20 protein-coding genes are annotated in these 22,694 nt (G+C 61.4%); 4 read left to right on the forward strand and 16 right to left on the reverse strand.

The annotated features are described in order from the left end of the window. Positions 1–394 precede the first annotated feature (394 nt). A complete protein-coding gene (locus tag ABOK31_RS35135; protein ID WP_349963134.1) occupies positions 395–880 on the reverse strand; it encodes a hypothetical protein in 486 nt (161 codons plus the stop codon). 462 nt (positions 881–1,342) lie between these two features. Here ABOK31_RS35135 and ABOK31_RS35140 point away from each other — a divergent pair, with 462 nt between their 5' ends. Then, the gene (locus tag ABOK31_RS35140) at positions 1,343–1,678 is read left to right on the forward strand and encodes a WGR domain-containing protein (RefSeq protein ID WP_349963307.1); all 336 of its coding nucleotides are present in this window, start codon (positions 1,343–1,345) and stop codon (positions 1,676–1,678) included. A gap of 65 nt (positions 1,679–1,743) precedes the next feature. Here the strand turns inward: ABOK31_RS35140 and ABOK31_RS35145 are convergent, their stop codons facing one another. After that, on the reverse strand, positions 1,744–1,908 hold the full coding sequence (locus tag ABOK31_RS35145; protein ID WP_349963135.1) for a hypothetical protein: 165 nt from the start codon (positions 1,906–1,908) through the stop codon (positions 1,744–1,746). Between the two features lie 395 nt (positions 1,909–2,303). Between ABOK31_RS35145 and ABOK31_RS35150 the strand changes: the two genes are divergently transcribed. Continuing rightward, the gene (locus tag ABOK31_RS35150; RefSeq protein ID WP_077981920.1) at positions 2,304–2,582 is read left to right on the forward strand and encodes an HU family DNA-binding protein; all 279 of its coding nucleotides are present in this window, start codon (positions 2,304–2,306) and stop codon (positions 2,580–2,582) included. A 64-nt stretch (positions 2,583–2,646) separates the two neighbouring features. Here ABOK31_RS35150 and ABOK31_RS35155 read toward each other — a convergent pair whose 3' ends face one another. The 11 genes from ABOK31_RS35155 to ABOK31_RS35205 all read right to left on the reverse strand — a co-directional run bounded on the left by ABOK31_RS35155 (position 2,647) and on the right by ABOK31_RS35205 (position 16,077). After that, on the reverse strand, positions 2,647–2,979 hold the full coding sequence (locus ABOK31_RS35155) for a hypothetical protein (protein ID WP_349963136.1): 333 nt from the start codon (positions 2,977–2,979) through the stop codon (positions 2,647–2,649). Between the two features lie 56 nt (positions 2,980–3,035). After that, a complete protein-coding gene (locus ABOK31_RS35160; RefSeq protein ID WP_349963137.1) occupies positions 3,036–3,359 on the reverse strand; it encodes a DUF736 family protein in 324 nt (107 codons plus the stop codon). Positions 3,360–3,936: 577 nt separating this feature from the next. After that, a complete protein-coding gene (locus ABOK31_RS35165) occupies positions 3,937–4,356 on the reverse strand; it encodes a hypothetical protein (protein WP_349963309.1) in 420 nt (139 codons plus the stop codon). Next, the gene (locus ABOK31_RS35170) at positions 4,346–4,606 is read right to left on the reverse strand and encodes a type II toxin-antitoxin system prevent-host-death family antitoxin (protein WP_105373410.1); all 261 of its coding nucleotides are present in this window, start codon (positions 4,604–4,606) and stop codon (positions 4,346–4,348) included. Before ABOK31_RS35170 ends, ABOK31_RS35165 begins: the two co-directional genes overlap by 11 nt. Before the next feature lie 77 nt (positions 4,607–4,683). After that, entirely contained in the window at positions 4,684–5,613 is a 930-nt protein-coding gene (locus tag ABOK31_RS35175) for a DUF2493 domain-containing protein (protein ID WP_349963138.1), read from the reverse strand. Between the two features lie 371 nt (positions 5,614–5,984). Continuing rightward, positions 5,985–7,022: a toprim domain-containing protein gene (locus tag ABOK31_RS35180; RefSeq protein ID WP_349963139.1), complete on the reverse strand. Its 1,038-nt coding sequence runs from the start codon at positions 7,020–7,022 to the stop codon at positions 5,985–5,987. A gap of 11 nt (positions 7,023–7,033) precedes the next feature. Then, positions 7,034–11,425, reverse strand: coding sequence for a bifunctional class I SAM-dependent methyltransferase/DEAD/DEAH box helicase (locus tag ABOK31_RS35185; RefSeq protein ID WP_349963140.1), 4,392 nt, complete (start codon positions 11,423–11,425; stop codon positions 7,034–7,036). Positions 11,426–11,554: 129 nt separating this feature from the next. Then, positions 11,555–11,809: a DUF6117 family protein gene (locus tag ABOK31_RS35190; RefSeq protein ID WP_349963141.1), complete on the reverse strand. Its 255-nt coding sequence runs from the start codon at positions 11,807–11,809 to the stop codon at positions 11,555–11,557. Between the two features lie 106 nt (positions 11,810–11,915). Further along, positions 11,916–13,106, reverse strand: coding sequence for a DUF932 domain-containing protein (locus ABOK31_RS35195; RefSeq protein WP_349963142.1), 1,191 nt, complete (start codon positions 13,104–13,106; stop codon positions 11,916–11,918). 75 nt (positions 13,107–13,181) lie between these two features. Beyond that, a complete protein-coding gene (locus ABOK31_RS35200; RefSeq protein ID WP_349963143.1) occupies positions 13,182–13,844 on the reverse strand; it encodes a hypothetical protein in 663 nt (220 codons plus the stop codon). A gap of 103 nt (positions 13,845–13,947) precedes the next feature. Then, entirely contained in the window at positions 13,948–16,077 is a 2,130-nt protein-coding gene (locus ABOK31_RS35205) for a ParB/RepB/Spo0J family partition protein (protein ID WP_349963144.1), read from the reverse strand. 284 nt (positions 16,078–16,361) lie between these two features. On the opposite strand from ABOK31_RS35205, the gene ABOK31_RS35210 reads away from it, so the two are divergent. After that, positions 16,362–17,468 carry a hypothetical protein gene (locus ABOK31_RS35210; RefSeq protein ID WP_349963145.1) on the forward strand — a complete coding sequence of 369 codons (1,107 nt, stop codon included), beginning with the start codon at positions 16,362–16,364 and terminating at the stop codon, positions 17,466–17,468. 2 nt (positions 17,469–17,470) lie between these two features. Further along, entirely contained in the window at positions 17,471–18,079 is a 609-nt protein-coding gene (locus ABOK31_RS35215) for an RES family NAD+ phosphorylase (RefSeq protein ID WP_349963146.1), read from the forward strand. Positions 18,080–18,384: 305 nt separating this feature from the next. Here ABOK31_RS35215 and repC read toward each other — a convergent pair whose 3' ends face one another. The 3 genes from repC to repA all read right to left on the reverse strand — a co-directional run bounded on the left by repC (position 18,385) and on the right by repA (position 22,076). After that, a complete protein-coding gene (gene repC, locus ABOK31_RS35220; protein WP_349963147.1) occupies positions 18,385–19,668 on the reverse strand; it encodes a plasmid replication protein RepC in 1,284 nt (427 codons plus the stop codon). A 198-nt stretch (positions 19,669–19,866) separates the two neighbouring features. Then, entirely contained in the window at positions 19,867–20,865 is a 999-nt protein-coding gene (gene repB / locus ABOK31_RS35225) for a plasmid partitioning protein RepB (protein ID WP_349963148.1), read from the reverse strand. After that, positions 20,862–22,076 (reverse strand): plasmid partitioning protein RepA, encoded by a 1,215-nt coding sequence (repA, locus tag ABOK31_RS35230; RefSeq protein WP_349963149.1) that lies wholly within the window; start codon positions 22,074–22,076, stop codon positions 20,862–20,864. Before repA ends, repB begins: the two co-directional genes overlap by 4 nt. Positions 22,077–22,694 lie beyond the last annotated feature (618 nt).

Below are 22,694 nucleotides of genomic sequence, written 5' to 3' on the forward strand. Positions count from 1 at the left end.
CGGTGGCCAGATGGGTTCGGTGAGAGATACTGAAGGAGCCGTCGTCGTGAGCTGCCGGGATGGTCGTGACCGTAGGGAACGGGCATCGATGGCCGGCGAACGATGCGACGGAGAGCACACCGCAGGAGAGGAGGACCACCTGCGGCGGATGCCTAAAGCATGAAGGCGCAGCGCAAGGTGATCCTCCTCTCCGTGTTGTTTGGGGAAGTCGCGGCAGCGTCCGCCTACCGGACCGAAAGGCCGTGCGGGTCTTTACCCGCACCACAGGGAGAGGGGAGGTTGAGGGGAGAGGCGGCAAGTCTCTCCCCTCAAGACCGCGTGCAGGCTCGATGCCGGGAAGCGGTCAAGCTCGCAGAAGAGACGAGAGACGGCAAGAGCCGCCTCCCGTCCCGCATCAATCGGAGACGACGTGTGCGATGCTGATCGCGATGTCCGCCTCATTGCGGATCGCACCGACGATCGGGGCGAGCGTGCCCAACTCATCCACGGTGAGTGCAACGAGTGTCGGATAGGCGACCTCTATGCCGTCGCAATCGGCGGAGAGCGCATTATGCCATTCGCCGCCGTTTACCCGGTACTCGTGAGTGTTGAAGTCGATTTCGAAATCATCGAGCAGTGTGATCAGGAAACGGGCAAAGCATTCCTCTTCGCCACGAAGCTGGAAGGCGACAAGACCTTCCTCGTCCGGCTCGCTGGCGAGCTGGCGCTCCAGCGCCGTTATGGATTGTACCCGCGCAATTGCCGCTTCCAGGCCGTTAACGAGCCCGTCATGCAGTTTGAGCAAGAATTCGTCCTCGCAGTCGATGCGATTTGCAAGGACGATGAGCCTCAAGCCCGCAAGCACTGCGAGTTGATGGACGTAGTACCAGGTATCGGACATATCAGTGTCTCCTTTCCGTCTCTGACGAAAGGAGGCCGCACCGTAGCCGCGAGGGGTCAGGGATCGCGGAACGCGACCGCCAGCGGCGGCAAGCGGAGGAGCCGATTTTCTGACGATGGCCCGAAGGGACGGCGGCGGAAAATTGGAGGAGCCGCGCCGTCCGTGACGCCGGAGTGGCGGGTGCACAATGAGACGTCAGAGAGAGCTAGACCACGGCGCCGCAGGCGCCGTGTCCGTATCCGGCGTCCAGCCGGCCATGCAGTCTATCCTCGGCCATTGTCATGGAACAGTGGCACGCCGGTCCGACAGCCGCGAGAGCGGGCGTCACCCGAATGGGACGAAACCCGCCAGGGGTTCGGTGAGCGACAGCGAATAGCACCGTCCGCCGCAGGCGGCTCGCCCGTCACGCACAAACCCATCATTGCAATGAATCAATCAACAGCGACCGATTCAAATATGTCGTTGGACGCAAAGTCTGGCCTGTCCGATTCTTGCATCATGATCGCACAGCCCTACCAGCTCTATGTCGAACGCACGGACGCCAGGAAGAACATGGCACGGTTCTATGCGATGTCGATCGAACCGACGCTGTTCGGTGAGGTATGTGTCGTGCGCCGGTGGGGCCGCATCGGGTCAGGAGGGCAGAGGATGGTGCATCATTTCCAGAGAGAAGAGGAAGCGGTCGGCCTGTTCCTTGAACTTCTGCGGCAGAAGCGGAGGCGCGGATATTGTCCGAGATCGCATTTGACGCGATTGGCGACTGTCTCACCGATGGCGGAAGGATGTCCGGCGAAGTGATGCTTCGAGCCAGACGCGCCAGTCGACCCGGCGCGTCAGGCTCGGTGACATGGCGAAAGCCGCCCTCAGAAGGGCGGCTCAGCGTCGATTGCGCCCTCCTGTTCGGCCATGATTACCGCCAACTCGGCGCAGGCGAGTTCCAGCTCGACCTTGATCTCGCGGCGTTCGTCGGGATACACGGCATTTCGCAATTCGGCCCGCAGCTCTTCGATGTGTTGTTCTAGAAGCATCGTCGTCTCCTTGACGTTTGTGAAAGACGACGCGCGCGGTCATGGGGGCGTGGCGGGGTCAAGGATCGCGTCAGCGACCGGCGGAGCCGGTGAGTGGGGGAGCCGATTTTGTCGGAGCGCAGGGTACCGGAGCGGAGGCAAAATTGGGGGCACCGCTCGTCCTTGAGACCGGCATGCTCCCATGGCATCCTCGAACGGACTGAGCAGATATCTCCTCTCCGTATCGCACCCGAACGCGAGGACGGGCTCGATGCCCGTCTTCGGGTTATCTTACACCTGACCACGTGAATAACTGTGGAGATCCGGGCTTTCCTCGCCATTTGCCGTAGCGTGTCGATGACAGCGCCGATCGGCAATGGCAGGGATTCTGCATCTGACACGATGCGGAGAAGAATATGACGACTACAAACGAAATCGCCGACAAGATCGCAAGCGAGCATGGGCTGACCAAGGTTCAGGGCAAGGCCATCGTCGAGGCGGTAATCGCCTCTATTACCGCAGCCGCGGTTGCGGGTAACGAAACGTCGCTGCCCGGCTTCGGCAAGTTTAAAGTGAAGGAGACGCCTGAGCGCGAAGCGCGTAACCCGGCGACAGGTGCGACGATAAAGGTGGCCGCTGCCAAGAAGCTGGCGTTCACGCCGGCCAAGGCTCTCAAGGACGCGCTGAACAAGTAGCCTGGTCGGCCAGGCAAAAAAATAGCCCGGCGCTGTGCCGGGCTATTTTCGTTTTCGGTGTGCGTTAGCGAGCGGGTGTCCCGTTGATAAGATCCTGAATGATCGCGTCGCTGACGGCGTGATGCGCTTCGCGGGCATGATCGTCCAAGAGCTTGTGAAGAATGCCCGAGGCCAACGGTATGAAGTCGAAACCGCGTGCGATTGCCGCGGTCCGCAGTAGCGACAGTGTTTCGAACTCGCGGAAGTCTGTCCCGAGCCAGAGTTCAAGATCCTCGCCATCGGCGTCCGGAAATGCCTGGAGGAAGTACGTCTGAAGCGGTCGGTCGTAGCCGATGATGGCATCCGGGTCCGCATGGCGGGATGCGGTTCGGCTGACAGTGATCGTGTAGCGGCTCATGGCGGTCTCCTTTGGAATGGGGACGCCGGCCCCGATGTCGGGGCCGGCGGTCCGGTTCAGGCCGGGCTGTTCCAGAGGATGACCTTCTTGCCGGGCTCACCGCCGGGCGCCGGGGCGACGTTGCCGAAGATCACGCCGATTTCGGGCGCTTCGAGCTTCGTGGAGATGTATTCCTCGCCTGTCTGGCGGGAAATGCGATTCCAGCCTGCGCCGATCTCGAAGCCGGTCTTGCGATGGATGATGCGATAGTCCGGAGCTTCTTCGCTCGCCTTGCTGGCGTTCGGGATGAGAGCAATCGGGGCGTTGACCCGGATGGTGGCGAAGATGCCTTCGAGAGTGCCGTCGGTCTTTTCGGTGAGGGTTGCGATCGTGGTAGCCATGGGATTGTCTCCTTCGTTGTATCGGGACCATTCCCGATGGCGCCAGAAGAAGGGGCTGTGCCGCAGGCGTCACCGAAGCTTTAGCGAAGGGGAACCCCCTTGCGGGGTTGACGCTGATCGCGGCCGGTCCCTTAGAAAGGCGACATAAAGAACGGGAATGGTCCTTGATTGCGACGTCGGCAGGAGACCTCACCGTGGCTGCCCTTTGCGGACCCGCGGAGTGCCACGCTCGTCGATTGCGTCGGTGAGTGTTCGGGTCAACGGATGCTGGCATTCAACCAGATGAACGCGGCGAGAGCGACCATCAGTTCCAGTCCCATCGTCATTGTCAGAAATGGCTTCGGTGGGTGTGGCGCTCGAATTGCCGTACGCTGTGGCGGGACTACAGCTCGGTTGAAGTTGAATAAGGGTCACGACACCGGCTTGATTTCCAGGCATCGCTCTCGCGCCAATGATGATCCGGAAACGGTAGCTGCCGCAAACACTCGGCAGTCGGAGAGTCGCGTCGTGAGGACCGCCTCCAACGGAGAGGGAGCCGCCGGAGATGTCCCGCATGATCACCGCTTTCGATCGCGGCTCAATCGAGGCGGTTGACCCGGCCGGATCTGCCACGCGCCTCCGCGAACAGCCTGGCGATCTTCACCATGAAGGGTTTGCTGAAGCGGCCGAGGACGTCCTGATCTGACTCGATGTACCAGGAGAGTTCGACGATGTCGTAATTGTATTCGTCGGCCATGATCCAGCACTGCTTCAGATCGCTTAAGCCCGCGCGCTTACGCTCGATCTCCGGGATCTCCAGAGCGGCCCGACCGGTCTGCGGCGACTGCGTGGTGATGGCGAGAAGGGCCAGATGGGTATTCCCATCGGAGGCGCTTCGGATGGCGATGACGACGCAGACCGGGCGCTGCTTGCGGCCTTCGGTTTCGCCGCGCTGCTGCTGCCAGGCCCAGAGATATGGATAGGAAATGACTTCGCCGGGCCGGAATTCACGGCTCATCATCGTAGCCTTCGCCGCGCGCCAGCCGATCGATCGCCTCGTCGAACAATTCCGCATGCTCGGCGGGCATCTCGGAGATATGATAGGCGCGGCGGGGATCGCCGCCCGTGCGCATGCGCTCGTAGTGCTCGTAACTCATCAGCACAAAGCGAGGCTTCTTGTGGCGGGTGAGCATGACCGGTTCGCGGCTTGCCGCATCGGTAATATCGCCGATCTGTTTGTTCAGGTCGCCTGTGGTGAACTGCTTCATCGTTGCTGGCCTCCGCTAGACTTCCATATATTCCATGTTTTCCATATTTTCAAGAAAAACGGCGCTCACGCGCCGTCTCATGAAGCCTGCCAGACCGGAATGCCGAGGCGACGCGCCTTGTCGGCAAGATTGCCGGTAATGCCGTTTCCGGGAAAGACGATCAATCCGACGGGCATGACCGACAGCATCTCGTCATTGCGCCGGAACGGCGCCGCCTTGGCGTGCTTGGTCCAGTTGGGTTTGAAGGTGATCTGCGTCACCCGGCGCGCTTTAGCCCAGCAGGCGGCGATGCGTTCGGCCCCTTTCGGCGAGCCGCCATGCATCAAAACCATATCTGTGTGTTTGGCATGCACCTGATCGAGCTTCGCCCAGATCCGTTCATGGTCGTTGTAGTCCATGCCGCCAGCGAACGCGATCTTGGTGCCGGCCGGAATCAGGACTTCGGTTTCGGCGCGCCGGCGGGCGGAGAGGAAGTCCCGGCTATCGATCATCGCCGCCGTCATGTTGGCGTGGTTGACCTTGGAGCCGGTGCGCGGCCGCCAGGATGAACCGGTCTGCGCCTCGAACAGGTCGGCCGCGTAGTCGCGCATGAACTCGAAGCTGTTCCGGCGTTCAAGCAGCGTGATGCCCTCGGCGATGAGGCGTTCGAGTTCGACGCTCTTCACCTCCGAGCCGTCCTGCTCGCGCTGGCCGGTGCGCTGCGCCTCCTCGTTGCGATCGAGTTCGCGCTGGATGCGCTCGCCGGCGCGATGGAAGAGATTGGGGATCGACCAGAACAGGTCTTCGAGATCGGGTTCCAGCCGCGTGTCCCCGAGCATTTCGGCGAGAGCGTCGAAGATCGTGGTGATCGAAGACTGGACCTGCGGCTCCTCCGGCAATGGCCGTGGGTCGGGCTCGTCCTGGAAGGGGCGATAGCCGAAGACCTGCATCTCGTAGATGAAGCGATCGGTCGGGGAAGACGCGTGGTGGGGCTCGAAGGTGTCGTCGGGCTGAAGGATCAGGTCCATGATGGTCTCCATCGGTTTGGGCCGCGCCTCTCGCGGCCTGACGGCGAACCCGTTCACGCGGGCCGAGGCCGGAACCGCAAGCGAAGTGCCGCGGCCCAGCGAAGCGCCGGGCGGCGGAGGGAGGGTTTCTTGATCCGCGAGGAATGGCGGCCATCGCATCGGCCCGAAAATTGGGAACCGGTTTTCGGAAAAGCCGATGCGCAAACATGGCCCGGCAGGGGAAGAAACGTGACCGACCCGCTGAAGGCCGAGGCCCGCGTGGTAAGGGTCGCCTCTCGGCAGGCCCGCGGGCGCGCGCCCATCCGGAATGAGGCCAATGTACCGCATTCGCCGGCAGCGCCCGAACCCCTCCCCTGCCTCTGCGCCCAGACTCACGCCGGCAGGAATGCCATCGCGTCTTCCGGGACGAGTTGAGCCCTGAGGCTTGCCGTTAGCCGGTCCGGGCCCAGCCAGCGAAGATCCTCGTTGAAGTCGCCGAGCTCAGGCGACAGCACCAGCGGCAGGATTCCCTCTTCCTGTGCCCGGCGGCTCAATGCTTCGATCCCATGTCGGCCGGCGGCATCCGCGTCGGCGGCGATGTAAACGCGCCGGCATTCCGGCGGGAAGCGGAAGGCGGCAAGGTGATTGGCCGTGAGCGCCGCCACCAGCGGCATGCCGGGCATGACATGCGATAGCGACAGCATGGTCTCAAGCCCCTCGCCTGCCGCCATCACCGCGACAGGTGCATTGACCGGAAAACCGAAGCGGACGCCATTCCCGAGGAGCCCGCCAAGCGCGCGGCGCGGATCGTCGACCTTCGCCTTGCCGACGCCCTCGGGATCTAGCCAGGTGCGGTGGACGCCGGTGATCGCGCCGGCACAGTCGGTCACGGCGGCGATCAGCGCGGGATAGCTGCTCATCCGGCCTGTGACGAGGTCGCGATAGTAGGACGACGGGTGGAAACGGAGCGCCGCATGGGTGGATGCCCTCAGGATACCGCGCTCGCGGAGATAGGCATCAGCCAATGTGCCGGCCAGCGGCTGTGTCATCCGAAACAGACGCCTGGCGCGCTCAGACGCTGGCCGTTCAATCGGTTGAGGTTCATCGGTGTCGCCCTTGCCAAATGGCAGCGGCTTGGGTCGAGGCAGGCTGAGGAACTGACGCGCCGCGTCTGCAACGTCGCGGAAGTCGACGAGGCCGCAGGTCTCGCGGACGAGGTCGAGCAGATTGCCAGATTGGCCGGTCGCCGCATCCGTCCATCGGCCGGCGCGGGGACCGCTCAGATGGACATAGAGCGAGCGGCCCTTGTTGTTGCCGACATCGCCGACGAGCCAGTAATTGCCGGCCCGGCGGCCGGCGGAGAGATAGTGGCGGCAGACCGCCTCCGCGTCCTGCGCGAGACGATCCGCCAGATCAGAAGCGGAAAGCATGCGGACCTCCGTTATCGCCGTGCGACATCGACGAGGCGATGGCGCTCAATCAGCTTCGACAGGATCTCCGAACCCTCATCTGTGACAGGCACGAAGAAGCGCAGCTTCCAATTGATCATCTCGGAAAACAGCCCGATCGACCGCAGCCAGTCACGCATGCCATCGGTGAAGCCGTTCAGTTCGACGCGGTATTCGTTCATGACGCGCACGCGGCGGAGCGTCATGTCGCCGGCGAGGCCGACGATAGAGGATCCGTCGACGAGCGATGCCCAGGCCTGGGCGGGGGTTAGCACGTCGGTCTGATCGATCCCGAAGTTGCGGCAAAGCCCGGCCAGCCGATCCGGAGCAATGACACGGCCAACGATCCGCTCTCCGTCATCGGTCTGCAGCCGCCGCACCCGGCAGAAATCCTGCGGCAGCAATTTCCAGATTGGCAGGAGCAACCCGCTGACGATGTGCATCGTCGAGGTCGAGAATTCCGGCACCGCCGCGACCTCGGTATTCCACGCGAGGGCAAAAGCTTGTTCGTCGGCTTCCTCCCAGGATGTCTCTTCGAGCTGCCGGACCTCGAAGCGCAGCTCGTCCATCGGCCGGATCAGTGAGACGCGCGGTTGAATGGAGCCGTCATCCAGCATGATCGAGCGGGTCGGGACCATCACCGCGGGCCGGCCCGACTTGCCGTTGATCATCAGCCTGGCGCGTGGATCCTGCCCGACGAGGCTTTGAACCTCCTGGAACTGCATCGGCGCATGGCGATCCCGGCGTTCGATCGTCAGCAAGTGCGACTGCGCGCCGGTGACGGGATGCGTGTAGATCAGCCGGCGCTCGGTGACCGTCATGCTGTCGGCGGTAATCGTCTCCAGGCCCTTGTCATAGACGCCGGCGGCGATCGCCCCCTCGATGCGGGCGGCGAGCAACTGCTCGAAAGCCTCGAACAGCACGTTCTGCATGGCGATCGTCAATGCCAACATGCGATTGAGGAAGGTCTGGATCGGCGGCAGCTCATCCTTCAATCCGCCCTCCTCCGATGTCAGCGACAGGCCGGTGATGTTTTCGAATCTGTCGAGCGAGCAGCCTTCGATCCTGCCGGCATGCAGCAGTCCGTAGAATTGCCGCAGTGCGTCGCGGGCATATTGGGATTCGAGATTGTCTTCGGACCGGAAAATGCCCTGCCCGCCGGTCTGGCGTTGACCACGGGTGATGGCGCCGAGCGTGTCGAGACGCCGGGCGATCGTCGAGAGGAAGCGCCGTTCTGCCTTGACATTGGTGGCGATCATCCGAAAGCGCGGCGGCTGCTTCTGGTTGGTGCGATGGCTGCGCCCGAGCCCCTGGATCGCCACGTCGGCACGCCACCCGGCTTCGAGAAGGTTATGCAAGCGCAGGCGCTGATTCCTTGCGGCGAGATCAGCGTGGTAGGATCTGCCGGTTCCACCGGCGTCGCTGAAGACCAGAATGCCTTTCTCGTCGTCCATGAAGGCGCGGGCCTCGTCGAGATTGGCGCTGCCGGGCCGAGTCTGCACGGCATAGCGCGTGATAGAGGTGCTGTCCTCGCGGCGGACGATGCGACGTGACCGGCCGGTGATTTCGGCCACCTTCCCGGTTCCGAAGTGCTGGACGATCTGGTCGAGCGCCGTCGGGATCGCCGGCAGGCTCCCGAGCGTTTCGACCAGTTCGTCGCGGCGACGTTCGGCCTCCCGGCAGATGACGGGGTTGCCGTTCGCGTCATGAACCGGCCGGGAACTGAGATTGCCGTCGGCGTCGGAAAATTCCTCGAAGAGCTGCACCGGAAAGGAGTGCATGAGGTAATCGATGACATATTCCCGCGGCGTCACGTCGACCTGCAGATCGCCCCATTCCTCGGTCGGGATCTGTGCTAGCCGGCGCTCGGTCAGCGCTGCCCCCGTCGAGACGAGCTGGACGATGGCAGCATGACCGTCCTCCAGGTCTGCTGCAGTCGCTTTGAGAAGAGCTGGCGTCTTCATCGACGTCAGGAGATGATTGAAGAAGCGCTGCTTCGAGCTTTCGAAGGCGGAGCGCGCAGCAGCCTTGGCATTTTTGTTCAGCGTGACGGATTTGCCGGCCGCGCTGGTCGCACCAGTGATGCCGGAGGCTTCCATCGCGGCATCGAGATGGTTGTGGATCACCTGGAACGCCTCTGCATAGGAGTCGTAGATGCGGATCTGTTCCTCGGTGAGTTCGTGTTCGAAGATCTCGTATTCGACACCTTCGAAGGAGAGCGAGCGCGATGCATAGAGACCCATGGCCTTCAGGTCTCTCGCCAGAACCTCCATCGCAGCGACGCCACCGTCTTCGATCGCCGCAATGAACTCGGAACGGGTCGGAAAGGGAAAGTCGCTGCTCCCCCAGAGACCGAGCCGTTCGGCGTAAGCAAGGGATTCGACGTCTGTTGCGCCGGTGGCCGAGACGTAGACGACGCGGGCATCGGGAAGAGCGCGTTGCAGCCGTAGCCCTGCCCTGCCTTGTTGCGATGCCACCTTGTCGCCGCGCTCCGTCTTGCCACCGGCGGCGTTGGCCATGGCATGACCTTCATCGAAAATGATAACGCCATCAAAGTTGGCGCCGAGCCAATCGACGATCTGCTGGACGCGCGATCGCTTGCCTTCTCGCTCGTCAGTGCGCAGCGTGGCAAAGGTGGTAAAGAGGATGCCTTCCTCCAGCTTGATCGGCTTGCCCTGCCGGAAACGGGATAGCGGCGTCACCAACAGCTTTTCCTGCCCGAGCGCGCTCCAGTCGCGCTGCGCGTCCTCGATCAGCTTGTCGGACTTCGATATCCAGACATGCCGCCGGCGGCCCTTCAGCCAGTTGTCGAGAATAATACCGGCAGCCTGGCGGCCCTTGCCGGCGCCCGTCCCGTCGCCGAGAAACCATCCCCGGCGAAAACGAACGGCACGCTCTGCGTCGGATGTGACTGCCTTGAGATTGTCGAAGGAGGCATCGACGCTCCAGTGCCCGCCAAGATAGCCGGAATGGGCTTCGCCGGCATAGATGACGCTTTCGAGTTGGGCGTCGGAAAGATCGCCGCTGGCGACGATCCGCTGCGGCAGATGCGGGCGATAAGTCGGCTTCGGCGGCGCCACCGAGGCCATTGCGACCGACTCGACCAGCCTGTCCGGATGCGGCTTCGCGTCCGGGATGTGGATCGACTGCAGCCGGTAGGATTCGTAGATGCCGTCAGCTGCGTTGGCCTCGTCCTTCGGCTGCGCGTCCCGCAGCTCGTAGGTGAGTTCAATGACCTCTTCATCGAAGGCTGCGGGAGAGGCCATAACTGCCGGCCGTGCCTGCGCGGCGGCCGGGCGATGCGACAGTGCGACTGCCGGGTAGGCGTGTAGACTATCGCTGGAGCGTGCGCCGCTCAGAATTCGCGCCAGAGAAGGCTGGCGCGGTGGAAGATCGGCGATCCAAGCAAGCAACAGGTCGAGATCGTGTGCTGTTCCGCTCGGGGTCACAAACTCTGACGGATCTTCCGCCGGTATCTTGTCGATGACGGTCAAGCGGGTTTCCATCGTGGTTCCATGGCGGGCGTAGATGCTGCCGTCGATTGCCGCGGTGAACAGAACCGTGCCCTGCTCCTGCAGCCGAACGAAGGCGTCGCGCCACGCGAGATTGTCGGGAGAAAGGCTTGTGCCGGTGATCGTGACGAGCCGGCCGCCGGGGGCTAAGCGAGCGAAGGCGGAGGTCAGATGCCGCCAGGCGGCGTCAACGACGCGACCTTCGACATGAACGCCGGCAGAAAATGGCGGGTTCATCAGCACCACGGTTGGCCGAACAGAACGGTCAAGGTAATCGTCGATATGCGCCGCATCGTGTTGGAATACGGGAACACGGGGAAAAAGCCGCTGCAGCAGCGAGCACCGGATCCCCGCATATTCGTTGAGCGCCAGGCGCGCGCCCGCGAGTTCCGCGAAGATCGCGATGAGGCCGGTTCCAGCCGACGGTTCGAGAACCGTGTCAGCAGGTGTGATGCCGGCAGCACGAGATGCTACATAGGAGAGCGGGATCGGGGTCGAGAACTGCTGCAGGGCCTGGCTCTCCTCGGATCGGCGTGCATGGGTCGGCAGGAGGTTCGCCACCTTCGTCAGCATCGCCAATGTCAATTGGGGCGAATGGGGGCGGGAAACGATCGATGGCCCGAACTTGCGCAGGAACAGAACCTGAGCGGCTTCGGTCGCCTCATAGGCGTCTTTCCAGAGCCAGAGGCCTTCGGCGTCGCTGCCGCCAAGGGCCGCGATCATGATCTGCCGGAGGTCGCCTGAAGTGACAATTTTGCCTTGCTCCAAAAGCGAGGCGATCCGACCGGCAGCTTCTATAAGTTTGCCAGCGCGGCTTTTGGTCTCGAGGCGCGAAGGGGCGGAAACGGTTTGAGGATGCGAGATGATATTCATCGAAGGATGCTCCAGGGGTGAGGAAAGAACGGCCGGGTCCAGCGCTCTGTCGAACTGGTCGGAGGAGCGAAATCGGGCAGCCAGTCAGGATCGGGGATCGCCAGCTAAACTGTCGGCGATCATCGTGGGTTAGGTTGCCGGCCCAACCATGAAGCTGGTTGGATCGTCGGGATCGGGCGGCAGATAGGCGCCGTATGGATCGCCGTCAGCGAGACGGCCGAATGGCGTGAAGACATAATCGCCGCCGTTGCGGCCAACGGCGCAAAGCACGTAACGTGGCTCGCGTGTGGCGGCATCGAGACATTCGATAAGAGCAAGATTACCGTCGGACGCGGCGCGCAGCAGCGTGTCGAAGTTCGCGCGGGCATGATCGGGAATAGCCATTGGGATTCTCCAAACAAAATGAGGCCCGGCGCTTGACCGGGCTCTGGGATGACTGCGATTGGGTTTGTGGACGCGGCCGGGTCTGAGCCAGGCGCGCATGACCATGTCAGGAGGCACTCTCCAGCAGCTTCTTCGCCTTGCCTTCCAGATCGAGGCGCGTGTCCTGATTGGTTTTCGTGCGCGCCAGCGCGGTGATGCCCTGCACGAAATCGAAGATCGATTCCGGCGGTCTCCCCTCCTCCGACAAGACCATCTCGATCACCTTGCCGGACTCGGCCTTTGAAAAGCCGCGCCGACGCAGGAAGGTTTCGCGGTCGTCATCCTCACGCGCGACGATGCGCTCGCGTGCCGCCTTGATGCCGGCGATGAAAGGCGCCGGCGACGAATTGGCAAAGCTGGTCAGCGCGGGTGCTGCCTCATGCGCAAAGCGCTGGGCCGCGAACTTCGAATGGCGGATGGTGATCTCCTCGAAGTTCTCCGTGCCCCAAAGATTGCGGTTGGCACAAACCGCCCGGAGATAGAAAGAGGCGATGCCGAGGGTCTTCGATCCAACTTCCGAGTTCCAGGCATAGAAGCCGCGGAAATAGAGGTCTGGGTCGCCGTTCGGCAGCCGCCCGGCTTCGATCGGGTGGGTGTCGTCCACCAGGAACAGGAAGACGTCACGGTCGCTGGCATAGAGCGTCGTCGTATCCTTGGTGATGTCGACGAAGGGATTGTGGGTCATCGTTGCCCAATCCAACACGCCCGGCACTTTCCACATCGTGTCGCCGGTGCCGTTGCCGGCGATCTTCATCACGGCGGAGACCAGTTCATGATCCCAGATGCGGCCGTATTCGGGTCCGGTGACAGCTCGCAGTTCGAGCCGGCCATCGTCCATCTCCAGGGTCTTGACCAGTTCGGCGCGGTGGTTGAGCAGGCCGTGCTGCAGGTTGATCGCCGCAAGCGGCGCCGGCAGTTGCCGCATATAGGTGGCCGGGGCGCCGACAAGACTGCAGAGCTGGCCGTAGCTCCAGTGGGTCGGTGCGATCGGTTGGCGCTGACCTGGAACGAGAAGCTCAAGCCGCTCCGCATTGTCGCGTGTTGCTTCGACGCGGATCGCGGCACTTTCGATCGTCCGGGCATGGGCGCGATCGGTGCGGGACCGGACGGCATCATAGAGATCGGTTAGCGACAGAAATCGCTCGTCGTCAGGGCGCGAAAACCATTCCGACGAAACGCGGCCGATTCGCTCGCCGCGCGAGATATCGACCTTGAAGCCGGAGGAAGCGGGCTGGTGAGTGGAAGCAAGGGAGTTCATTGGACTGTCTCCATAAGAAGAAACCCAGGCGCAGTGGCCGGGCGAGGTTGAGGGATGTCTGGGGAAGAAGAAGGGTCAATCGGAGCCGGAAGCCAGCCGGCGGTGCGCCAACCGGATCGCCGAGAGCGCCGCCTGGAATTCGGCAGTTCCGAGTGCGTCGGAAAAATCCATCGTGGTGGCGATGGAAACGCATGCCGCATGGACCTCGTCGTCGGTCACTGTCTGGGGTGTTAGACCCCTAAAACTCGGGTCCACCTCGAGCACGGCCGCGATTGCGTCGCGCACACGATCCTCCTGCAGCCTGATCAGGAGGTGGGAAGGCTTGGGTAGGTCGACTGGCTCTTCGGGATCCGGGTCGCTCGCGAGAATGGCTTCTCCTCGGGCAATCGCCCAGGCAGATCGGGCGAGCCATTTGGGCGACGATGGGCGGGCCGCGCGGATGTCATCCAACAATATCTTCAACAGTCCGAGCAGGATCTCGAAATGACGCGCCCGGCGCTGGACAGGTTCGTCGAACTGCTGCGGGATCTGGAGCGGCGGACCTGCATAGGCCGCATGTGTGCCGTCCCAGATCCCGGTGATATGAACTGGACCGGAGGAATCGAAGTCCTTCTCGGCGATATCCCAGCTGTCGTCGTCGATGGCGGCAAGGCACGCCGCATCCAATGTGTCGGCCGCATAGGTGCGATGCCGGAAGACTGGCAGGTGATAGGTAGTCTCGATGGTGAAGTCAGGCATGGATGCCTCCTGAAACGGAAAACCCGGCGCGATGGCCGGGCTGTTTTGCAAGGAAGACCCGACCGCAACGGCGATCGGGTCAGATGATGTGATGCTTGTGACGCTATTCGGCGGCTTCGAGATGCTCGCCGTCGATCCCGGTTTCGGTATCGCTGGCGTCATCGTCCGGTGTTTCCGGCTGGTCGAGCAGGAAGGCCGGCAGGTCGGAGAGTTCGGACGGAGTCTCACCCTCATCGGAACCGAGGGAGGCATCGTCGGCGGTAGCGCCGCTTTCGCTGATGCCGTCGTCACTCGTCATGCGAAGCGGTTCCGGTAACCAGCCGCAGCCTGTCATCAGCCGCTCGGCCTCGCGAGCCATGTCGGTCTTCTTGAGATGGCCGATCAGTTCCGCCGCCTGGTCGCCCTTGGCTTCTCGGACGGCCTGCAGGATACGCGCCTTGGTGACGCGGCCGAGATAGTTGTCGGCGGTCGGCGTCCAGCCGGCTTCCACCATGTCGAAGCCGATCGAGCGGGCCAGCTGCTCGGAATGGGCGATCGCCCGGGTCCGCTTGTTCCAGGGTTCGATCACCGCGTTGACCGAAAGCGACGCGCAATGGGCAAACAGCGCCTGGCGGCTGACCTCGTCGAGCGTGATCAGGAAATCCCAAAGATCGTTCGGATCCTTGGGGAGATCCTGGCCCCAGCCTTCCTGCCGCTGATCGATCTCCTTCGCCCAGACCGTATCGCCGAGGCCCGGCGTCTGGCTGAAGCGGGCACTTTGCAGCGTTACCTCCAGGCATGAATCCGAGCCGTAGACATAGAAGATCTTCAGGACGAAGGCGTGCAGAACCGCGATGAAGGCAATAACCGGATCGTTCGCGAGCGCATTGCGCAAAGCGATTGTGCGGGCCGCCGTCAGATCAAGGACAAGGCGATCGGGAAGCGGTTTGATCGTTTCGTCCTCGTCGTCCGGTTGTGTGTCCCCGACGACGGAGCCGCCTACCGGACGATCACTGCCATGATCGCCATCATCGTGAACGACATTATCCGAGGGATCAGTCTCTTCTTTCGGTTCGTCCTCCGGTCGCACGAAGCCTCGTTCAATTTTAAGCTCGCCACCGGCGCCAAGCGAGACGAAGAGACCACCGCGTGCGACCTCCTGCAGATTGAACACGTATGGCCGGTCATTGAGCCGGTCGAGCTCTGCACCAAGCTCCTCCAGCTTCCGCTCGGTCGTCTCCGAGTACTCGTCCGCTTCAGCATATTCCGCGTCGAGCTTGTCGTATTCGGCACGCGTGGCATCGTAGCGCGCCAGTTCCTCTTCAGTCATCTCCGCCTGCTCGCCGTAGAAGCGGCGCAGACCGGACGTGTGGCCGTAGGGGAAGTCGAAGGCCGCTTCGGCCCATTTCCAGCCTTCGCTCACCTGGATCGCCTCGGCGTCGGCCTTGAGCTTTTCCATCACGAGCTGCTCGAGCAGCGCCGGATCCTGCAACCATCCGCCCTGATCCTGGTCGAACAGATCGCGCATCGTCACGCCGCCAGCCGCCTCATAAGCTTCGATGCCGACATAGACGGCGCGGCGGTCGCTCGCGCGGATCGCGGTCTCGGTCAGCAGTCGGCGGATGTAGTAAGGCTCCCGGCTATGGGAGCGGGAGACCGTATCCCACACCTGCTCCTGGCGGACGTGATCACTGGTGATCGAGAAGGCCATGATCTGTTCGAGCGTCATCTCGTCCTCGGCATAAAGATCGAGAAGCCGCGGTGAGACGGAAGCCAGCCGCTGCCGCTGCCTGACGGTGGCAACCGAAACGAAGAAGCGCGCGGCGATCTCCTCCTCACCAAGCCCCTGCTCGCGCAATGTCTGGAAGGCGCGGAACTGGTCGAGCGGATGAAGGCTGACGCGCTGGACGTTTTCGGCGAGCGAGTCCTCGACTTCGAGCGTCTCGCCCTTGCTGACGATGCAGGGAACACCGGCGGTTTTGGCCAGACGCTTCTGCGCCACCAGGCGCTCAAGTGCGCGATAGCGGCGCCCGCCGGCGGGGATGCGGTAAATGCCGGTCTCGTTGCCATCGCCGTCGAGTTCAGGGCGGACGTTGAGGCTGGTCAGCAGTCCGCGATGGGCGATGTCTTCCGCCAGATCCTCGATCGAGATGCCCGCCTTGATCTTGCGGACGTTCTGCTGGCTAAGCACCAGTTTGTTGAAGGGGATATCCCGGGCTGCACTGAGGGTGATTTTCTGGATGGCTTGTGCCATGTCAGTTTCTCCATGACGGACCGGCCGGAGCCTCTCTCCAACCCTCTCAATCCGTCAAAAATCCCCCTTCCCTCCTCTCCCTCCATGCCGCCAGCTTGGATCTCACCGTAAATCACTCGCCCCCTAATTGATTGCCCCTGTTTCACCCTCTATTTCTCCTGCCCGTTCAGGCACTGGCTGCCATATCGGGCACAGACTGACGAAGGTTGATAGAGTTGACGGCTTGCTCTATATAATTATCAACCATCAACCTAGACCCGCGTCGTCGGAACGGAGATACGGCCATGGCAGAACCACAGATCGCCGCCGGCATTCCAGAGGATATAAGGGCGGACGTCGAGATAGCGGCAAACCGTGAGGGCCTTCGCGTTGCCGAATGGATCCACCGGGCATTGCGACGAGAAGTTTCTCATCAGACCTGGGGCCTCGGACCACAATCGGTTGATCTTGGGATGCATCGCTACCTGGCTGGGCCGGCCAATGTGCCTATTGTGGGGTCCTTCAACCACGAAAATGACAGATCATACCTTTCGAACTCACTTCCGCTTAACTTCATGAGTGTGTCAGAAACCCGGACATTGGGGATTTATGGCCTTACGTTCTTTTTTTCGCGCATCGATCAGGGAGCAATGCTGCTCAGTTCGGCCCTGATTGAGGGGTCGGTGGGCCATTTCCGGCCGAGTTACGATCGCGTTCGCGTCAACCGGCCGCGCTCATGGATGGACAATCTGGTCATCAGTTGCCGCGACCGATCTGCGGAAGTTCGCGAGGCCTTGAAATTCGAGTGGGAGCCTACCGGTCGGGCGGCCGCGCTCGCTCTTGACGCGTTCAAGACGCTGAGTGAATTGACACAGACGAGCTGGGAACTCCAGCGGCTGTGCCAGGTGGACCGGCCGCGCGCATTCCACGAACTCGCCCTTCACTTGGAGCTTGCAACGCAACAGTTTGAACTGAACGCGCGGCTTGTTGCCGAGATTGAGGGTTTTGAGGCGCCCTCTCCTGCGGAGCGCTTAAACGATGTCCAAACCGATCTTTTGACGCGGGCCGGCGGCGGCTTGTCGCTCACGGCGGCCGCCGACCGTCTCGGCATCTCCCGACAGGCCCTGCACAAACGGGCCAAGACTGGATCCGCACTTGCGCTTATGCAGGGAAGCGAACTCGTTCTGCCATTGGCACAATGGGTCAGCACCGGAAAGTCTCTGACCTGGATCGACGGCCTGCCCAAAGTCCTCAAGCTGTTCAAGACAGCCGGTGGCTGGTCTGCGTTGCAATTCTTGATCGAACAGGATCCAAACCTTGGCACGACGCCGCGACTCGCGCTGATCGATGGCAAGGTCGATGACGTCGTCTCCGCAGCCGAAGCCTATCTCGGAATAGAGGGAGAGGCATAATCGTGGTTGCCTCGCGTTTTGTGTCTGGTCTGCGTGCCATCACGCTTCCGGCCGGCCACGGTCTTGTGCGCGTGCATGCGCTCAATCGGGGACCGGTCTTCTTTGGACCTGCTCCCGGGAGCCGCCCTCAGAACCGCTTCGATGCGCCAGACCAGGAGTATCGGGTTCTTTATGCCGCCGAACACCTGGAAGGCGCCTTTGTCGAGACCGTATTGCGCCGGCCGGTCGGTCGGATCTTACGGCGTGCCAGCGTCGAGGAGCGCGGCTGGAGTATTTTGCGCCCCTCGCGGCCTCTTGCCCTTGCCAAGCTGTTCGACGACGGCCTGCAATTTCACCAGATCGACGCCAGCGAAATCAGCGTTGATAATTATGCTCCCTCGCGGGCATTGGCGCTTGCACTCCATGCGGAGTTCAGCGATCTCGATGGTCTCGCATACCGGTCACGGTACAATAACGGCGAGATCTGCTACGCAATCTTCGACCGCATTGCGCCGGGCGAATTTGACGCGGGACCCGTCTCGCCGTTTGCCGACCACAAGGACACGGTCGATGCGATGATGGAGCTCTACGGCGCCGTCTTCGATACCAGTCCACCCATCCCGCCAATTTAGATCGGGCTTTTGGCGCGTGCCATTTGCAGTGTTCGGGAAGAGGGGCAAGTCATATCGGCTGCTCCGCCTTGCCATCTGCGGTCACCGGCTTGTCGCGCGCCGTCGATGTACCCCCACCGAGCTGCAATGGCCCTGGCAAAAGACAGTGATCGATGTCATCCGGTCCTGATCGGTTGTCAGACGGCAGCCGCCACTATTTCCTGGCCGAGGACAAGTAATGAGACCAACCTCGCGATCGACGTCACTGTAGTGGTGCCCGCGCTTTCGGCCGCCGGTCCCCAACTGGTCAACAGCATCTGTGAGGCTCATGCCACGAGACGCCCGCTCGCCGCACCGTTGGCACGCACGAGCGCCATTAACATCGGTCCAAGACTGAACTCGTTGCGCTCGGATCGTCTGGTCAGGTCGCGCAGATACCCGCCTGCGGAGTTGATGTGCCCTCCCCTCTCGAGAATGCAGGCTATTACCGTAGCCGCGTTTTCCGGCCCCATTGTCGCGCACGCGTCCTGATAAGCCGACGGGGTGACTCCGAGCATCGTTCGAACCACCACTGCGGCCGACATCAAATCGCGCCAGCTCGACACAACACCGCCCTTCGCATAGTCGGATATCTGCGGGCAGGCCCGGAGGACTAGCCCCAACGGAAATGATCTAAAGTCAGCGGTCGCGCTCTCCGCGGCTGGTCTGGATCTCCGCCTGTCCAATTGCTGCTTTTCATCTCCCTGCTCGGTAATTGGCGCGCCGTCTTGTGCCGGTCTCGCGCCCAGCTTCTTTTCGAAGCCAGGTTCAGATTCAAAGTTAGAATAGGTATTTGAATTATGTATTTGCCGCTCATCTTGATGGGCATTGCCGCCTGGTTTTTGTGCATTTATCTGCGATTCCAACGTGTTGAGAACATCGTCGCGGATTAGGCCGAGCTCGGTGAGCACGTCTTCGACCTGCGTGGCGCTTGGAATACGCGGCAGCTTCGCCAGCGCAGACTTCAAGGTCGCGACACTGCCCTGCCAGTCACCGTCAATCCCTTCTTCGACCGCTGTCTCAATCAGCTTGGTGATATCGCGCCGACACACCGTCAGCCGCTCGCGCAGATGCTGCAGGTGCAGCCGCTCGGCCGCGACGTCGGCAGCAAGCTGCTCGATTTCGCAAGCCCTCGCGAGCAAGGGTGCCAAGGAAAAGCCGAATGCCTCGGAAATCTGGCCACCGCGCCCCTTGCGAGCGTAACGTTTGCCATTGGCGCTATCCTTCCGCACCAAAAGACCGGCGTCGATCAGCGCGGCAAGATGCCTGCGGATCGTCTGCTCGGCCATGCCGTGGGCTCTGAGCGACAGTTGCGCATTGGACGGAAAGACGATCAGGCCATTGTCTTCGGCCAGCTCATTATGGGGATAGAAACTTAAAAGCGCGTTCATTACCGCCAGTGCGCGGTCATTGATACCAAGCAACGGCCTCGCCTCGCAGAGCGAGCGATAAAGCTTCCACTTGTCGATCGAAATACCTGGCTCGATCTCGCGCGACGCCATCTGACTCGCGAGCATGCCAAGCGACAACGATCGCCGCCCGAAGGGCGTCGTCACATGTCCACTATCCATTTTCCTTCACCTTTCGTCAGGCAAAAGAAATCTGCTCATCAAAACGATGCCAAAGACTCTTGACGTGGATTCGTGGAAATGCGATTCTCATTCTTGCTTAGGGAATTGAGAGAGGCTTCCACGACGGAAACGTTCTGGTGGCCTTTTTCTTTTTGCGCTGCTGCTCCTTTGCTAGTTCAACATTGTTTTGGACACGCACTAGTTCGAAGCGTTGCCCTGAAGATTATATTCACGCAACAGCTCCGGCATACGTCCAGCGAGCCAGCGTGCGAAAGCGTCTTCTGCCTTGGGTATGGCGACGGTTGTTCCGCTGGCGGAACTCTTCATTCGGCCAAAAAGCCTTCCGGCATGGGTAAAATCGACGGTCTCGCTTGGCTTTCCGGTCGCTGACGACGCTCCGGTCGCCGCTGCGCTCATGGCGAGGCCGATCCGGCCAACGCCGTCTGCCTTGCGAAAACCCTCTCCCTTGATCGCTGCTCGTACCGCGTCAATCTTTGACTCGTCCTTCAGGAGGTCGGCCAAAGTCGTCCACTTTGGTCGGCCAACGGCTTTGGCGCGTCCGATCGCGAAAATGATGTCGCTCGGGATGATGGAGGTCACGCGAAAGAGATGCGACACCGCGGCCTCGGAAAGGCCGAGGACCGGGCAGATCGCCCGATGGGACAATCCGGCATTTTTCAGCTGGACCGCCCACATCGCCTGTTCGATCCAGGTGAGATTCTCCCGGATGCCGTTTTCAACCGCCTGCTCCTCAATCAGCTGCCGATCGGAAAGCTCACGTATGTAGGCCTTGATCTTGACTGCCTCGGGCCGCTCTGCCTCGGCCATCAATGATTTGATTGCATTGAGACGGCGATGCCCGTAGGCCAGTTGGTAGTGATCGCGCTTGCTGGGATGAGGCCGCACAAGAACTGGGATCTTCTGGCCTTCCGAAGCAATCGACTGCTTCAGCGCCTCAAGTTCGTCTTCAGCCTCCTCGTCATTGTCGAAGCGGTCCTGATATGGCGAACGCTCGACCTTGGCGGGGTCAAGTGAAAGAATGGTATCCTCGCTGAGATGGGTCAGCGCCTTTCCGACATTCGAAATCACTGGTGAGGAATGACGCCTAGCCGACACCGGCATCTCTGGCTCATCCGTTTCGGCTTCCGCGCGGTTTTCCGCCTCCTCGGCCATACGACGAAGAATGCTCTTTTTCATGTGCTACGCCCCCAGACCTGGTGTGCTAACCCAAGGATTTCGAAGTTGACGCGATCGGCACTTTCGACCGCGCGCTTTAGCGCTTCACGGCCCACCTCCCCTGCTTCGAGCTCGTAGAGGCTTTTCTTTGCAACCGCGGCGCCGGCAATTGCCGTCGATTCGAGTGCTTCAGCGACAAGGACATCGTCGCCAAACAGCCGCCGCATCACGCCGGCCATATATTTCTGCGGCCCATCATTCGGGTTTACGCGGGTGAGGAGAAACCGGAAGAAATCATGTTCGAACTTGGCCCCGAACTGCGCGAGGACATCCGAAAGATCGGAAATCATGATGAGGAACTGATTGCAGGACGCCACGTCGAGCATCGCTGGATGGACCGTAACGATTAGCGCAGTGGCGGCGTAAAGGGCGGCAAGCGTAGAATAGCCAAGTGACGGCGGCGTATCGAGAATGACGAAATCGTAGTTGTCGCCGACGCTGGCAATGGCCCTTCCCAGGCGCTCGAAAAATAGGCCAAGTTCGTCCCGGGACTTCGAGCCGAGATAGGTCGGCGTGTCGAACTCGAAATCCATGAGTTCGAGATTTCCCGGGACGAGATCAACGCCCGGGAAATAAGTGGGGCGGATGATGTCGGCGAACGAACGCCTTTCGTTGTCGTAGCGGATCGCCGCGTAGGCAGTCTCATTCTCGCCGAGATCGAATTCGGGCTGCAAACCGAAGAGGGCGGTCATCGATGCTTGCGGATCAAGATCGATGCATAAAACCCGGTATCCCTGAAGACCCAGAAAATGGGCAAGGTGGATGGATGTTGTAGTCTTCGAGCTGCCGCCTTTGAAGTTGACGGTCGCAATGACCTGCAGCTTCTCGTTCGTGCGCCGATAGGGCAGCAGTTGCTCGGCTTCGTCGGGGCGAAGCGACGCCAGGAATGACCGTAGCTCCTTGACCTGTCCGACTGTGTAGGTGCGCCGATTGTTTTCAGCGCGTTCCGGCACCGGGCCTTTGCCTTCGATCGTCAACTGTCTAAGCGTGCTTTCCGGGACCGCCAAGAGCCGGGCCAGGTCCATGGTCGAAAATGTCTTGGCGAAAGTCTTGCGTGCTTCGGGTGGATAGACGGCTTCGCGCATGTCGCGCAGCTCGGCCGAAAGCTTTGCGGTATAAACGTCGATCTTTGACGCTGTATCTCTGACGTTTTTAGATGCTGCTTGGGGCATCCAGTCCTCTTGACGGTTATGAACCTTTTACGGGGCAATTTCCGTCAACGTTGCCAGAGGCCATCCGATTCCACAAGGCATTTTTAGTTAATGGAATCTTAACTACCAGGAAACCCGCCGTCAGCCGCGCAGTTGGGGGCTAAGCTGCCCACCCTTAGAAACTTTACAATTGTAAAGTCTCGAATCGACGCGGCGCGGCGCCATAAACTTTACAACTGTAAAGCCCCCGCTCGCTTAAGGTGTCATCTCAAGTGTCGGTGCAATAGCACCTCCTCCCCCGCATCACCCGATTCGGCCTTTGGTGCAATAGCGCTGCACAAGGTGTCCCCTTCTAATGCGCTCTAAAGCCGCGACACTCCTAACAAAACAGCTTCGCGAAGGCCTATACCGCCACCAAACATGCCGTCGAGGGGGTTCCCGGCTTCGCTCGCGCATGAGCTCAGATATTCGCAGTGCGTATGGCGCTCTTTGAGCCCGGTTATCCGCCAACCACCCGGTTCGGGGCGTATACTATCGTTCCTCCACAGAACTCCTTCCGCGCCGATACGCTGACTTTGCAAAACCTCTCCTCGAGGCATTCGCCCACCCAGCTCTCACCACCAAGGAAAGCGTTGTTGC

Source organism: Rhizobium sp. ZPR4 (assembly GCF_040215725.1).
In the GTDB taxonomy this organism is placed as follows: domain Bacteria; phylum Pseudomonadota; class Alphaproteobacteria; order Rhizobiales; family Rhizobiaceae; genus Rhizobium; species Rhizobium rhizogenes_D.

Bases quoted from the DNA above. Each gene is read 5' to 3' on its own strand.
- ABOK31_RS35155 (WP_349963136.1), bottom strand. From the start codon at position 2,979: ATGAGCCGCTACACGATCACTGTCAGCCGAACCGCATCCCGCCATGCG.
- ABOK31_RS35210 (WP_349963145.1), top strand. From the start codon at position 16,362: ATGGCAGAACCACAGATCGCCGCCGGCATTCCAGAGGATATAAGGGCG.
- ABOK31_RS35170 (WP_105373410.1), bottom strand. From the start codon at position 4,606: ATGAAGCAGTTCACCACAGGCGACCTGAACAAACAGATCGGCGATATT.
- ABOK31_RS35205 (WP_349963144.1), bottom strand. From the start codon at position 16,077: ATGGCACAAGCCATCCAGAAAATCACCCTCAGTGCAGCCCGGGATATC.
- ABOK31_RS35135 (WP_349963134.1), bottom strand. From the start codon at position 880: ATGTCCGATACCTGGTACTACGTCCATCAACTCGCAGTGCTTGCGGGC.
- repC (WP_349963147.1), bottom strand. From the start codon at position 19,668: ATGGATAGTGGACATGTGACGACGCCCTTCGGGCGGCGATCGTTGTCG.
- ABOK31_RS35175 (WP_349963138.1), bottom strand. From the start codon at position 5,613: ATGGACCTGATCCTTCAGCCCGACGACACCTTCGAGCCCCACCACGCG.
- ABOK31_RS35200 (WP_349963143.1), bottom strand. From the start codon at position 13,844: ATGCCTGACTTCACCATCGAGACTACCTATCACCTGCCAGTCTTCCGG.
- ABOK31_RS35195 (WP_349963142.1), bottom strand. From the start codon at position 13,106: ATGAACTCCCTTGCTTCCACTCACCAGCCCGCTTCCTCCGGCTTCAAG.
- ABOK31_RS35185 (WP_349963140.1), bottom strand. From the start codon at position 11,425: ATGAATATCATCTCGCATCCTCAAACCGTTTCCGCCCCTTCGCGCCTC.
- repA (WP_349963149.1), bottom strand. From the start codon at position 22,076: ATGCCCCAAGCAGCATCTAAAAACGTCAGAGATACAGCGTCAAAGATC.
- ABOK31_RS35180 (WP_349963139.1), bottom strand. From the start codon at position 7,022: ATGCTTTCCGCTTCTGATCTGGCGGATCGTCTCGCGCAGGACGCGGAG.
- repB (WP_349963148.1), bottom strand. From the start codon at position 20,865: ATGAAAAAGAGCATTCTTCGTCGTATGGCCGAGGAGGCGGAAAACCGC.
- ABOK31_RS35190 (WP_349963141.1), bottom strand. From the start codon at position 11,809: ATGGCTATTCCCGATCATGCCCGCGCGAACTTCGACACGCTGCTGCGC.
- ABOK31_RS35145 (WP_349963135.1), bottom strand. From the start codon at position 1,908: ATGCTTCTAGAACAACACATCGAAGAGCTGCGGGCCGAATTGCGAAAT.
- ABOK31_RS35165 (WP_349963309.1), bottom strand. From the start codon at position 4,356: ATGAGCCGTGAATTCCGGCCCGGCGAAGTCATTTCCTATCCATATCTC.
- ABOK31_RS35150 (WP_077981920.1), top strand. From the start codon at position 2,304: ATGACGACTACAAACGAAATCGCCGACAAGATCGCAAGCGAGCATGGG.
- ABOK31_RS35160 (WP_349963137.1), bottom strand. From the start codon at position 3,359: ATGGCTACCACGATCGCAACCCTCACCGAAAAGACCGACGGCACTCTC.